The sequence below is a fragment of the Mycobacterium intermedium genome (genome assembly GCF_002086275.1).
Classification (GTDB): Bacteria; Actinomycetota; Actinomycetes; order Mycobacteriales; family Mycobacteriaceae; genus Mycobacterium; species Mycobacterium intermedium.
The window spans coordinates 33,637-46,235 of record NZ_MVHT01000050.1 but is presented as its reverse complement, the minus strand read 5'-3'; the positions used below and the strand labels follow the sequence as shown (position 1 = coordinate 46,235).

Sequence of the window (12,599 nt, the reverse complement as noted above, 5' to 3'; positions counted from 1 at the left end):
CGGTTTGGGCCGAATCCAGGGCGCCACCGGCGCCAACGGCATCCAAGGAAATGGCGGCAACGGCACCAACGGCGGCGTCGGCGGCACCGGCGGGCAGGCCGGTAATGGCGGTCAAGGGGGCGCCGCTGGTGCCGGAAGCATCGTGGGCGGCGGTAAGAACGGGGTGCAAGGAGTTGGCGGGGCCGGCGGCACCGGCGGGAACGGCGGCAACGGCGGCACCGGCGGCTTTGGTGGCAATGCCGGCGGGGCCACCGTGCTGAAAGGCCAGGCCGGTACGGGTGGTATCGGCGGCGACGGCGGCGCGGGCGGCGCCGCTGGGCTCGGCGGTTCTGGCGGTTTGGGCCGAATCCAGGGCGCCACCGGCGCCAACGGCATCCAAGGAAATGGCGGCAACGGCGGCAATGGCGGCGAGGGCGGCAACGGCAACGTCGGCGGCGTCGTTCATCCCGCCGGAGGCAGCGGCGGGGCCGGCGGCGCAGGCGGCGCGGGTTATAACGGCGGCGCCGGCGGCAAAGGCGGCGACGGCGGCGACGGCGGTGTTGGCCTGGTCGCTGTGGGCGCCAATGGCGGCAACGGCGGTGCTGGCGGTAACGCTACGTCGCTGCAAGGCATGGGCGGGACGGGCGGCACCGGCGGTAAGGGCGGCAACGGCGCCCCGTCGAACGGCTTGTACCTCCCCGGCAACGGCGGGGTGGGCGGACATGGCGGCATGGGCGGGCAAGGCTCGACGGCTCTTACCTACGGCGCCGGCGGTCAAGGTGGCGGCGGCGGGAATGGCGGCGAGGGCGGCCAATTCGACAATGGCGGCTCTGGCGGTTTCGGCGGCAACGGCGGTAACGCCGGCAACGGGACGACCGTCGGCGCCCCCGGTAGCCCCGGGACATTTTCCACCGGCAGGGCCGGTGGTACCGGCGGCGCCGGCGGCGCCGGCGGTGCCGGCGGCCCCGGCATCGGACCCTGATCGGCAGACGGCTTCTCGACCCGTGGGTAGTACCGCCGGGGTGCGTGTCACCTCAACGCTCCCGTCCATTGTGCGGGCCACGGGCCAGGCGCCATCGGCCGTCGTCACGCTCGACCAGGCCGGTCAACTCGAGCAGCGCCAGCGGCCCGAGGACTTGTTCGGGAGCAAGCGCGGATGCCACGGCGATTTGGTCGAGCGCGACAGCACCGCGACCCGGTAATGCCTCATAGACCTGGCGTTCGGTCTCGCCGAGCCCGTCGAGCGCCGTGGTTGGCCGGGCTTCCTCGTCGGCCACCTCGCCGATATGCCCGACGAGTTCGACGACGTCCTCGGCACGGGTGACCAACTCGGCACCCTGGCGCAGCAGTGCATGACAGCCCGCCGAGGCCGATGACGTCACCGGCCCAGGCACCGCCGCCACCGTTCGGCCCAACGACCGGGCCCACGCGGCGGTGCTGGCGGCGCCGCTGCGTAGGCCAGCTTCCACCACCACTACCCCACCGGCGACGGCGGCCACCAAACGGTTGCGGGTCAAGAAGCGGTACCGAGCGGGCCGGATGCCGGGGGGATATTCGGTGATCAGCAACCCGCTCTTGCTGATCCGGTGCAGCAGGGCCGAGTGCCCCGCCGGGTACGGGACGTCGATCCCGCCGGCCAGCACCGCCACGGTGACACCCTCGCCGGCGAGCGCGGCGCGGTGGGCAGCGCCATCGATGCCGTATGCGCCGCCCGAGACGACCGCCACGTCCCGCTCGACCAGGCCGGCCGCCAAATCGGCCGCCACGTGCTCGCCATACGCAGTGGCAGCCCGGGTGCCCACGACCGCGGCCGCACGCAGGGTGATGTGGTCCAGGCGTTCGGGACCCAGCGCCCACAACACCATCGGCGCGCCGCCGCCTGCCCGCGCCCGCGCGGTAGTCCCGGCGAAGGCGGCGAAGGCTAGCACCGGCCACTCTTCATCGGCGGGTGTGATCAACCGACCGCCGCGTTTGTCGAGCATCTCGAGATCTGCTGCGGCGTTGTTGATTTCACGTCTCGACTCGGTGAGTTTGGCGAGCTCGTCGTCGACGCGGCCGGTACGCACCCGATCGGCCGCCTCGACCGGCCCCACGGTGGTCACCAGTGCGGCCAGCTTCGAGCACGGCGGTTCGGCGACTCGGGACAGATAGGCCCACGCCAGCAACTCGCTCTCGTCAGCGCTCATCGGGACACTCCCGCTTGCCGAAAGCTCAATGCGGCGGCAACGTCGTCGAGCCCGGGGACGGTCCGGCCGGCCAGGTCGGCGAGGCTCCACGCGACCCGAAGTGCCCGATCGACGCCGCGAATGCTCAGCACCCCGCGCTCCAGGCCGGTCTGCAACGGCTTCATCGCGGCGTTGCTCAGCCGGAACTTCCGCCGCAGCAGGGGCCCGCTGACTTCGGCGTTGGTGCGGACTCCATACGGCCGCCACCGTTCGGCGGCCGCATCGCGCGCCTGCGTCACCCGCTGCCGAACCTGCGCCGTCGATTCGCCGTCCGTCACCGAAATCTCGCCGGCACGTACCGAATACATCTGCACCCGCAAGTCCACCCGATCCATCAGGGGCCCGGACAGTTTGCCCAGGTAGCGCCGCTTGCTGGCGGCCGGACAGATGCATTCCCGAGGATCGGCCGGTGCACAGGGGCACGGGTTGGCGGCCAGCACCAACTGAAACCGGGCCGGGTAGCGTGCCACGCCGTCGCGGCGGGCAAGCCGAATCTCACCGTCCTCCAACGGAGTTCGCAACGCCTCCAACGCGCTGACGCCGACCTCCGCGCACTCGTCGAGGAACAGCACCCCGCGATGGGCCCGGCTGACCGCCCCCGGGCGGGCCATCCCGGAGCCGCCACCGACCAGAGCCGCGACGCTGGAACTGTGGTGCGGCGCAATGAACGGCGGCCTGGTGATCAACGGCGTGTCTCCCGAGAGCAGTCCTGCCACCGAATGAATCGCTGTCACCTCGAGCGATTCGCCTTCCGACAGCGACGGAAGGAGCCCCGGAAGCCGTTGCGCCAGCATCGTTTTCCCGACTCCGGGTGGGCCCGTCAGCATGAGATGATGCGCGCCCGCCGCGGCCACCTCTACGGCGAAGCGGGCCTGGGATTGGCCGACCACGTCGACCAGATCCGCGGTCGGCTCCTCTACGGCGGGGGTTGCGGCGATTCTCTCGTGCAATCCGGTGCCGCCGTTCAGCCAGCTCTGCAGTTGGCCGAGGGTCCGCACACCCCAGACGTCGATCCCATCGATGAGGCTGGCCTCGGCAAGGTTGTCGAGCGGAACAACGACGGCCGGCCACCCTTCGCGCTTGGCGGCCAACACCGCAGGCAGCACGCCGCGCACCGGCCGGACCCGGCCGTCCAGGGACAGCTCGCCCAACAGCACGGTCTTTTCCAGCCGGTGCCACTGCTTTTTCAGCTCCGCGGACAGCACCGCAGACGCTAAGGCAATGTCGTAGACGGAGCCCATCTTCGGCAGCGTCGCCGGCGAGAGCGCCAGCGTGAGCCGCGCCTGGGGCCAGTTGTTGCCGCAATTCGTCACAGCCGCCCGCACCCGGTCGCGCGATTCCTGCAGCGCGGCATCGGGCAGCCCAACCAGGTGCACACCGGGCAACCCCGAACTGATGTCCGCTTCGATTTCCACGATCTCCCCGTCCAATCCGCGCACCGCGACCGAGAACGCACGTCCGAGCGCCATCAGCCGATCCCCTGCAAGTGGGTGAGTTCAGGCGTGCGACACCGACCGATTCGCACGCCGATCACATCGATCCGTATCGCCGCCCAGCGCTCGTCCTGATCCGCCAGCCACAAGCCGGCCAGCCTGCGTAACCGTCGGACCTTGCGCTCGGTGACCGCGTACGGGAGCCCGCCGTAGCCGTCCCCGGTGCGTGTCTTGACCTCGACGAAAACCACGGTGCCGGTGGCCGGTTCGCACGCGACCACATCGAGTTCGCCGTAGCGGCAGCGCCAATTGCGGTGCAAGATCCGCAGCCCCATCCGGGTGAGGTGGTCCACCGCCAGCGCCTCGCCGTGCGCTCCGAGTTGGATCCGACTCATCGTCTTCGCCGTCGTCATGCGGCCAATGTGCCCGCAAGATCCGACAAGAACCGACAAGAACCGTCGCTCCGCACGCCTCAACGGCCAGTTATGCACAGTCGCGCGTTCATCCACACGAAGGCGCGAAATCTAACTGATCCGGTCCGCCCTGGTGTAGATGTTCATCGTGTCCTCGCGCAGGAAGGCCACCAGCGTGATGCCCGACTCCTCCGCCAGCGACACCGCCAACGACGACGGCGCGGAAACGGCGGCCAGCACGGGAATCCCCGCCATCAGTGCCTTCTGGGTCAACTCGAACGACGCCCGCCCGCTGACCAGCAGCACCGACCCGGCCAGCGGTATCCGGCCGTTCTGCAGTGCCCACCCGACCACCTTGTCCACCGCATTGTGTCGGCCTATGTCTTCACGCACCGCGACCATGGTGCCGTCCGCGCCGAACAAGGCCGCGGCGTGCAGCCCGCCGGTAGACGCGAAAACCTTTTGCGCACTGCGTAGTTGCTCCGGCATGGCTCGCAGGGTGTCCGGGTGGACGGTCACGGGATCGTCGCCCGGAGCGTACCGGCTGATCAATCGCACCGCCTCCAGCGAGGCCTTGCCGCAGACCCCGCACGAGGAAGTGGTGTAGAAGTTGCGAGTGACGTCCAACTCGGGCGGGTCCACACCGGCCGCCAGGGTGACGTCGAGCACGTTGTAGGTGTTGAGGCCGTCTTCGCCGCGCCCATCGCAGTAACGAATGGTCACCACGTCCTCGCGCCGCGCGATCATCCCTTCGGTAAGTAAAAACCCTTGCGCAAGTTCAATATCCGAGCCGGGCGTGCGCATGGTCACGGTCACCGGTGCGCCGTTGAGGCGAATCTCCAGCGGCTCCTCGACGGCCAATACCTCAGCCCGAGTGATCGTTTGGTCAGCGGCCAGATGCTTGACCCGCCGGCGCGCGGTGACGTGTCCAGTCACCGCCCCAACCTACCTTGACGGCAACCCGGCCGCGGTCACAGCGCAGCGGCCAGCGCCTCCAACGTCTCTGCCGACGTATACGTCGGGTGCCACCCGAGTTCGCGTTCCGCTTTGGTGGTATCCATGACCATCGACGTCCGCGCCACGTGCAGCCACTCGAGCAGGGACGGCACGAACGGCATTCGGGACACCGCCGCGGACGCCGCTGTTGCGGCCGCTGCCGGAACCCGAATCGGTCGGGCGCCCAGCGCCTCGGCCACTTCGGAGACCGTGATCTCCCCTTTGCCGGCGATGTTGTAGACCCCGGGCGGCGCTGGTGCAGTGGCGGCCAATGCAATTGCCGTCGCAACATCGTCATGGTGAACGAGCTGCAGGGGGAAGCCCGGGTCGGGAATCATCGGCTTGAACATCGGCAGCGCCCTGGCCATGGCGCGTATCCGCGGCGGCAACTTCATCCAGGGCGACCCGCCGGCCAGGGCGTGGGCCTCCGGGCCGGCGACGATGCACGGCCGCAGCACGAAAACCTCGAGCGACGAACCCCTGGTGATTTCGGCGAGCAACGCCTCGCACGTTGCTTTCTGCGCGGAGTAGTAGTGCTCGCTGGATCCTCGCGCCGGCACATCCTCGGTCAGCGGCACCGGATTGTCGGGGTGGTAGCCGTAGGCCGCTACGGATGAGGTGTACACAAGGCGCCGTGGCCGCTGGGCCGCGACCGTGGCTTCGAACACGTTGCGGGTGCCTTGCAGGTTGATGCGTTCGCTTTCCTGGCGCGAACCCATGATGATGAATGCCAAGTGGACCACCACGTCGGCCTGCGCGACCAGCGCGTTGACCGCGTCGCGGTCAAGAATGTCGCCTTGCTGGTAGGTCGTCTTCACCCAGCCGCGCGTCAGCGGGTCGAACGGACGCCGCGCCATGCCGAGGACTTTGGAGACGGCAGGATCGCGCTCCAAGGCCGTGACAGCCGAGATTCCGATTTCTCCGGTCGGTCCGGTGACGGCAACGGTAAGTCCCACCTGATCTCGTCTTCCCCCGCGCCCACTAGGCCAAACACCCAGCCACCACCCCAGCCATACGTGTGGGCAGGTGTGCGTGGAGCCAGACTTGGTTATTCCCGGAGAAGCGACTACCCCGGGGAGACGAAATGCAGTTGATAGCACCAGCCGACTCGATGTTCCTACTCGGCGAATCCCGCGAACATGCGATGCATGTGGGCAGCCTGCAACTGTTCCAGCCACCGGACGGTGCCGACGAGGATTTTGTGACCGAGGCTTACGAATCCATGCTGCGGCGCACCGATGTGCAACCCATGTTCCGCAAGCATCCGGCGTTCGCGGGTCCGCTGACCAACATCGCCTGGACCATCGACAAAGAAGTCGAACTCGACTACCACTTCCGGCGGTCCGCGCTGCCCCGACCCGGTCGAGTCCGTGAACTCCTGGAGCTGGCGTCACGGCTGCACGGCAGTCTGCTCGACCGCCACCGACCGCTGTGGGAGGCGCACCTCGTCGAGGGACTCAACGACGGCCGCTACGGCGTCTACATCAAGTTCCATCATTCGCTGCAGGATGGAGTCTCCGCCCAGAAGCTGATGCAGCGCGCCTTCACCACCGACCCGAACGACGACGAGGTTCGGGTGCCGTGGGAACTGAAACCGAAGAGCCGCTCCAACAATGGCGACAAGTCGTCGCCGCTGGACATGCTGACCGGCACCCTGGGTTCGGCCGCGGGCCTACTGCCGTCGACGTTGTCGCTGGCGCGTGCGGCTTTGCTGGAACAACAACTGACGATGCCGTTCCGAGCACCCAAGACGATGTTCAACGTTCGGATCGGCGGTGCCCGACGGGTTGCCGCGCAATCGTGGCCGCTGGAGCGGATCAAAGCGGTGAAGTCCGCCGCGGGCGTCACCTTCAACGACGTCGTGCTGGCCATGTCGGCAGGGGCGTTGCGCGCCTATCTGCTCGAGCAGCACGCCCTACCGGATACCCCGTTGGTCGCCATGGTCCCGGTGAGCCTGCGCAGGCCGGACGAAGAGGGCGGGGGCAACATGGTCGGAACCCTCCTGTGCAACCTCCACACTGACGTCGAAGACGCCGGCAAGCGCCTGCAGGGAATCAACGCTTCGATGACCGACGCCAAAGAGGTGTTCATGAACCTGCCGCGCGTCCAGCAACTGGCACTGTCGGCGTTCCTGACCGGGGGACTGTTCCTCGGCCTGATCCCGGGCTTCATCCGCACCGCTCCGCCACCGTTCAACATCGTCATCTCCAACGTGCCGGGTTCGTCCGACCCGCTGTATTGGCGAGGCGCGCGGATGGTCGGCAACTATCCGCTGTCGATCGCGCTCGACGGGCAGGCGATGAACATCACGGTCACCACCAACGCCGAGAATCTCGACTTCGGCCTGGTCGGTTGCCGACGCAGCGTTCCGCACCTGCAGCACATGCTCGGACACCTAGAAGCATCGTTGACAGACTTGGAACGCGCGGTTGGGGCGTAGGTCCCTGCGGACGACCGCTATGGTGACAAAGCACTCGAAGGGAGGTGACGATTGGCCGACCACGACAAGGATCTGCAGCAAGACATCCAAGAGCTCGAGGAGGTGGCCGCCGAGGAGTCACCCACCGGCGGTCCCAAAGCCGACCCGGCAACGGTCTTCGCTGCGTTAGCCGAAATCATCTACCAGGGTTCGGACGCGTCCCAGATGTACGCAGCCCTGTGCATCGCTGCGACCCTGATCGTTCCCGGATGCGACCACGCGAGCCTGCTGGTACGCAAGGATGACCGCTACGTCACCGTCGGGGCCAGCGACCGGCTGGCACAGCATGTGGACGACCTCGAGCGGCGTGCCGGAGACGGGCCGTGCATCGACGCGATCGAGGAAGAAACTCCGCAGATCGAACCCGACCTGGCCAAGGCCAGCGCGTGGCCCAACTTTTCGAAGCGCTTGCTGGAAGAGACGCCCGTACGCGGCGCCATGGGGTTCCGGCTGCTGATCGACAAGCGCAAGGGTGCCGCCCTGAACCTGTTCAGCGATGCCCCCAACCGGTTCAACAACGAATCAGCGGGGCGGGCGGCGGTGCTGGCGGCCTTCGCCAGCGTTGCCATCAACGCCATCGCCAAGGGCGAGGATGCGGCCAGCCTGCGTCAGGGCTTGTTCAGCAACCGCGAGATCGGTAAGGCCGTGGGCATGTTGATGTTGCTGCACAACGTCAACGAGAACGAGGCGTTCGACCTGCTGCGGCGCCATTCCCAGGACTTGAACATCAAATTGGCCGACGTCGCCCGCCGGGTTGTCGAAGGCGGCGGCCAACTGCCGGCCAACAGCCCCTAGTCGGGCAGGCGAAGCTCTGGCTTCTCGACTTCTTCGATGTTGACGTCTTTGAAGGTGACCACTCGGACCTGCTTGACGAAGCGCGCCGGCCGGTACATGTCCCACACCCAAGCGTCGGCCAGCCGCAACTCGAAGTAGACCTCGCCGTCGGCGTTGCGGGGCACCATCTCCACACTGTTTGCCAGGTAGAAGCGCCGTTCGGTTTCTACGACGTAGCTGAATTGACCGACGATGTCCTTGTATTCGCGGTACAGCGAGAGCTCCATCTCGGTTTCATACTTTTCGAGATCTTCTGCGCTCATCTGCCACTCATCCGCTCAGACGTCCTTCTCCCCGGGCGATTTGCCAATGCTCCATCTTCCCTCACCAGTCTTCGCCGTCCTCGCCCGGATTGTCAGGTTTGAACTCGGCTACCACTTTTGTGTCCGAACCGGTCGCTACCCGCCGGACGTTGATGAACGAGTAGCGATGCTCTGGGCAGGGGCCCAACCGGTTCAACGCGCGGCTGTGCGCCCGGGTGCAGTAGCCCTTGTGGTCGGCGAACCCGTACCCGGGGTAGTCGACGTCCATCGCGACCATCAAGCGGTCGCGGCTGACCTTCGCCAAGACGCTGGCAGCGGCGATGCAGGCGGCCGCCGCGTCACCGCCGACAACCGGCAGCGACGGAACCGGCAGGCCAGGCACCCGAAAACCATCGCTGAGCACATACCCCGGCCGCACCGACAATCCAGCCACGGCACGACGCATGCCTTCGATGTTGGCCGCGTGCACTCCGCGCCGATCCACCTCTACCGACGGAATGAAAACCACGTGATAAGCGAGCGCGTACCGGCGGATCAACGGGAACAGCCGCTCTCGCGTCTTTTCCGTCAGCTTCTTCGAATCGTCAAGGGCGGCAAGGCTTTCCAATCGATTCGGGCCGAGCACGCAGGCCGCGACCACGAGCGGCCCGGCGCAAGCGCCTCGGCCCACCTCGTCCACGCCGGCCACCGGCCCCAGACCGCTGCGATGCAGCGCCGATTCCAGGGTTCGCAAACCCCCGGCCTTGCGGATCACCGTCCTCGGTGGCCACGTCGTGGCCACGGCTACTGACCCTGCTGCGGATTGATCGCGGATACACCACCCCAACGCGACGGCGGCCACACGATGAACCTGGCCTTGCCGATGACGTTATCCACCGGCACGGTGCCCGACGTCGGGTCACCGGTGCACAGGACGTGCGCCAGGGTGTCCGTCGGCGAGGTGAGGCAATGGGCGCGGGAGTCTGATGAATGGCTTCGGTTGTCACCCATCACCCACAACCGCCCGGAGGGGACGACTACGGGTCCCCAGTCGCGGCCCATGTACTGACAAAACAACGCGTTCGGGTTACCGCCGCGGTCAAGGCCGTGGTCGCCGATGGTGGCCGCATCCAGGTAGGGCTCCTTGACCGGCTTCCCGTCGACCGTCAAGCCGGTGTCAGACCGGCACTGCACCGTCTGCCCGCCGACCGCGATGACCCGCTTCACCAGGTCGTTTTCGTCGGGTGGGACAAAGCCGATCACCGAAAGTGTGTTCTGCACCCAGCGCACCACGGGGTTCTTCGAGCGAATCGAGTGGTAGCCAAGGTTCCACGACGGCGGGCCTTTGAAGACGATCACGTCGCCGGGCTTGGGCGAACTGAAGCGGTAGGTGAGCTTGTCGACCATGATGCGGTCACCGACACACGTCGAGCACCCGTGCAGCGTGGGTTCCATCGACTCCGACGGGATCAGGTACGGACGCGCGACGAACGTCAGCATGACGTAGTACAACACCAACGCGATGACCGTCAGCGTCGCGAATTCACGCAGCTTCGACTTCTGCGGCTTCGACTCGTCTTTCTTGTCGTTCTTGGCCGCTTCGACCGAAGGCTCCTCGACCTTGCCTTCCTTGTCGGCCTCGTCCGCTGGCTCAGACTCGCCGGGCCGGCGCTCCGATGGGGAGTCGGTGGTTTCGGTCACGAGGTCAGCGTATTAGCACGGTCGGTGTCCCCTGGCCAAGGCCGCTCGCGGTCAGCGCTTTTCCTTGATCTTGGCCTTCTTGCCACGGAGCTCACGCAGGTAGTACAGCTTGGCGCGACGAACGTCACCGCGAGTGACCACCTCGATGTGGTCAATGTTCGGCGAATGCACCGGAAAGGTGCGTTCGACACCGACGCCGTAGCTCTCCTTGCGGACGGTGAAGGTCTCGCGGACGCCGCCGCCGGACCGGCGGATCACCACGCCCTTGAAGACCTGGATACGTTCCTTGGCGCCCTCGATCACTTTGACGTGCACGTTGATCGTGTCGCCCGGGCTGAAGGCCGGGATGTCGTCGCGCAGCGACGCCTTATCGACGAAGTCCAGCCTGTTCATCGGACACACTTCCTCGGAGTTGGCGGCCTGATAAACCGCCCACACGCGAACGTGTGGCGGTCACCGAGCCGATGGGTTTCGGGCTTCTCGTTGCGTCTCGCAGCGGGCGGGAAACGGCCCGGTCGGGCGACAGCCGCTGGAGACAACTGGTCAATTGTGCCAGATGGTTCGCATGCAGTGAAAATCACATGAAATCGGAATCATTCCGGCCCGGCTGAAAGTGCCGGTAAATGGTACATATGAGGGGTCCCAAACCCGGGTGCGGAAGCTAGGAGTGAGATGCGAAACCGGCCGCTGACGTGGCTCACCGCTCTGGCAGCGGTCACGTTGGTGGTTGTCGCAGGGTGCGAGGCGAAGGTACAAGCGATGGCGAACAATCCGCCCGAGCGCAACGTGTCGCAACAAGATTCACAACCTCCGCCGCAGGTGTTCGAGCTGCTGCTGCGGTCCGTCACGCCGCCCGGCCCGATCGAGGCGCTGAGGAGCACCGGACTGACCGGTGTGCAAGAGCGCATGCAGCAGGCGACCGAAGACGCGTTGGCCCGTGGTGCCAGGCTGACGATCGCCATCCTCGATCGCGCCACCCACCAACTCGTGACCAACGGCGATACCCAGATCATCGCCACCGCGTCGGTCGCCAAACTCTTCATCGCCGACTATCTGCTCTGGCAGGAATATCAAGGCAAGCTTGCGCTGTCCGCGGACGACCACAAAGCGCTGGACGTCATGCTGCAGTCGTCCGACGACGGGGCGGCCGAACGTTTCTGGGGTCAGGACGGCGGCGAGGCCATCATCACTCAGATCGCGAGCCGCTACGACTTGACGTCTACCGCGCCACCCAGCGACGGACGCTGGTGGAACACGGTGAGCTCGGCATCCGACCTGATCCGCTATTACGAGATGCTGCTGGACGGATCGGGCGGCTTGCCGTTGGAGCGCGCCGGGATCATCATCAACGACTTGACCCGGTCCACCCCCCTGGGCATCGACGGCTACCCGCAGCGCTTCGGGATTCCCGACGGCTTGTACGCCGAACCCGTCGCGGTCAAGCAGGGCTGGATGTGCTGCATAGGGGCGGACTGGATGCATCTGTCCACCGGAGTGATCGGATCGGACCGCCGCTACATCATGGTCATCGAATCGCTGCAGCCCTCCGATGATGCCACCGCACGCGAGACGATCACCGAGGCCGTCAAGACGATTTTTCCGAACGGTCGGATCTGAGCAGATCGGGGCGGCGTTCCCGGGTGCGTTGCAGCGAAAGCTCCCGACGCCAGGCAGCGATTTTGGCATGGTCGCCGGACAGCAGGACTTCGGGAACGTCAAGCCCACGCCAACTCGTAGGCCGGGTGTAGGTCGGCCCTTCCAACAGGCGATCCAGGCCGGGAGAATGCGAATCATCCTCTAGCGACGCGGGATTGCCCAACACACCGACCAGCAGCCGCACCACCGCCTCGATCATCACCACCGCAGCAGACTCCCCGCCGGGCAGCACGTAATCACCGATCGAGACCTCTTCGACACGCATCCGGCGTGCCGCGTCGTCGACGACCCGCTGATCGATGCCCTCGTAACGGCCGCACGCAAACACCAGGTGCGACTCGCCGCTCCACCGCTGCGCCGTGGCCTGGTCGAACAACACGCCGGAGGGGGTCGGAACGATCAACAGTGTTTCGTCGGAACAGATTTCATCGAGCGCTTCACCCCATACCGGCGCCTTCATCACCATCCCCGGACCACCGCCGTAGGGGGCGTCGTCCACCGAATGGTGCACATCGTGCGTCCAGTCCCGCAGATTGTGCACCTGCAGATCGACTAGCCCAGACGCGATTGCCTTGCCCGGCAACGACTGTCGTAGCGGATCCAGGCATGCCGGGAAAATGGTGACGACGTCGATTCTCATT

At 66.6% G+C, this 12,599-nt stretch carries 12 protein-coding genes and 2 pseudogenes; 4 read left to right on the top strand and 10 right to left on the bottom strand.

The annotated features are described in order from the left end of the window. Window positions 1-961, top strand: a pseudogene (locus tag BST27_RS34530) (hypothetical protein); the annotation flags it as partial. Window positions 962-1,013: 52 nt separating this feature from the next. On the opposite strand, the gene dprA reads toward BST27_RS34530, so the two are convergent. The 5 genes from dprA to BST27_RS17930 form a co-directional block, all read right to left on the bottom strand. Beyond that, complete coding sequence (dprA, locus tag BST27_RS17950; protein ID WP_069418911.1) at window positions 1,014-2,165, bottom strand: DNA-processing protein DprA; 1,152 nt, start codon at window positions 2,163-2,165, stop codon at window positions 1,014-1,016. Further along, entirely contained in the window at window positions 2,162-3,673 is a 1,512-nt protein-coding gene (locus tag BST27_RS17945) for a YifB family Mg chelatase-like AAA ATPase (RefSeq protein ID WP_069418910.1), read from the bottom strand. Before BST27_RS17945 ends, dprA begins: the two co-directional genes overlap by 4 nt. Next, a complete protein-coding gene (locus BST27_RS17940; protein WP_069418909.1) occupies window positions 3,673-4,050 on the bottom strand; it encodes a YraN family protein in 378 nt (125 codons plus the stop codon). Before BST27_RS17940 ends, BST27_RS17945 begins: the two co-directional genes overlap by 1 nt. Window positions 4,051-4,161: 111 nt before the next feature. Beyond that, window positions 4,162-4,986, bottom strand: a complete 825-nt coding sequence (fdhD, locus tag BST27_RS17935; RefSeq protein ID WP_069418908.1) for a formate dehydrogenase accessory sulfurtransferase FdhD — start codon at window positions 4,984-4,986, stop codon at window positions 4,162-4,164. 35 nt (window positions 4,987-5,021) lie between these two features. Further along, window positions 5,022-6,002 (bottom strand): NAD-dependent epimerase/dehydratase family protein, encoded by a 981-nt coding sequence (locus BST27_RS17930; protein WP_069418907.1) that lies wholly within the window; start codon window positions 6,000-6,002, stop codon window positions 5,022-5,024. Between the two features lie 128 nt (window positions 6,003-6,130). Here BST27_RS17930 and BST27_RS17925 point away from each other — a divergent pair, with 128 nt between their 5' ends. Continuing rightward, window positions 6,131-7,486 (top strand): WS/DGAT/MGAT family O-acyltransferase, encoded by a 1,356-nt coding sequence (locus BST27_RS17925; protein WP_069418906.1) that lies wholly within the window; start codon window positions 6,131-6,133, stop codon window positions 7,484-7,486. Window positions 7,487-7,570: 84 nt separating this feature from the next. Continuing rightward, on the top strand, window positions 7,571-8,320 hold the full coding sequence (locus tag BST27_RS17920; RefSeq protein ID WP_069418961.1) for a GAF and ANTAR domain-containing protein: 750 nt from the start codon (window positions 7,571-7,573) through the stop codon (window positions 8,318-8,320). On the opposite strand, the gene BST27_RS17915 is transcribed toward BST27_RS17920, so the two are convergent. The 4 genes and pseudogenes from BST27_RS17915 to rplS all read right to left on the bottom strand — a co-directional run bounded on the left by BST27_RS17915 (window position 8,317) and on the right by rplS (window position 10,695). Then, complete coding sequence (locus BST27_RS17915; protein WP_066854430.1) at window positions 8,317-8,622, bottom strand: DUF2469 domain-containing protein; 306 nt, start codon at window positions 8,620-8,622, stop codon at window positions 8,317-8,319. The two genes, BST27_RS17920 and BST27_RS17915, sit on opposite strands and share 4 nt — an antisense overlap. Window positions 8,623-8,637: 15 nt before the next feature. Then, window positions 8,638-9,403, bottom strand: a pseudogene (locus BST27_RS17910) (ribonuclease HII). Between the two features lie 2 nt (window positions 9,404-9,405). Beyond that, window positions 9,406-10,302 (bottom strand): signal peptidase I, encoded by an 897-nt coding sequence (gene lepB, locus BST27_RS17905; RefSeq protein WP_069418904.1) that lies wholly within the window; start codon window positions 10,300-10,302, stop codon window positions 9,406-9,408. Between the two features lie 51 nt (window positions 10,303-10,353). Beyond that, complete coding sequence (rplS, locus tag BST27_RS17900; protein WP_069418960.1) at window positions 10,354-10,695, bottom strand: 50S ribosomal protein L19; 342 nt, start codon at window positions 10,693-10,695, stop codon at window positions 10,354-10,356. A gap of 279 nt (window positions 10,696-10,974) precedes the next feature. Here rplS and BST27_RS17895 point away from each other — a divergent pair, with 279 nt between their 5' ends. Next, entirely contained in the window at window positions 10,975-11,919 is a 945-nt protein-coding gene (locus BST27_RS17895) for a serine hydrolase (RefSeq protein WP_069418903.1), read from the top strand. On the opposite strand, the gene trmD is transcribed toward BST27_RS17895, so the two are convergent. Next, window positions 11,888-12,598 (bottom strand): tRNA (guanosine(37)-N1)-methyltransferase TrmD, encoded by a 711-nt coding sequence (trmD, locus tag BST27_RS17890; RefSeq protein WP_069418902.1) that lies wholly within the window; start codon window positions 12,596-12,598, stop codon window positions 11,888-11,890. The two genes, BST27_RS17895 and trmD, sit on opposite strands and share 32 nt — an antisense overlap. Window position 12,599: the final 1 nt, after the last annotated feature.